The 455-nt window shown below is 72.5% G+C and carries 1 protein-coding gene; it reads left to right on the forward strand.

The genetic code is table 11. From position 1 onward, the window contains the following. Positions 1–455 (forward strand): UvrD-helicase domain-containing protein (locus AC5RWQ_RS30490; protein WP_494286046.1); only part of this gene is annotated, 455 nt, incomplete at both ends.

Consider the following 455-nt stretch of genomic DNA (forward strand, 5'->3'; position numbering starts at 1 on the left):
GGCGGACACCGTCCGCTCGCAGTACCAGCACTTCGTGGTCGACGAGTATCAGGACGTCAGCCCGCTCCAGCAGCGCCTGCTGGAGCTGTGGCTCGGCGGCCGGGGGAATCTGTGCGTGGTCGGCGACGCGTCGCAGACGATCTACTCGTTCACCGGCGCCACCCCGGACTACCTGCTCGGCTTCCGCACCCGCCACCCGGACGCCACCGTGGTCAAGCTCGTCCGGGACTACCGCTCCACCCCCCAGGTCGTCGGCCTGGCCAACGGCCTGCTCGCCCAGGCCCGCGGCCATGCTGCCGCCCACCGGCTCGAACTGGTCTCGCAGCGCGACCCGGGCCCCGAGCCGGTGTACACCGAGTATCCGGACGAGCCGGCCGAGGCCGAGGGCGCCGCCCGCCGGATCAAGGACCTGATCGACGCCGGGGTGCGCCCCAGCGAGATCGCGGTGCTCTACC

Source organism: Micromonospora sp. BS32 (assembly GCF_059089345.1).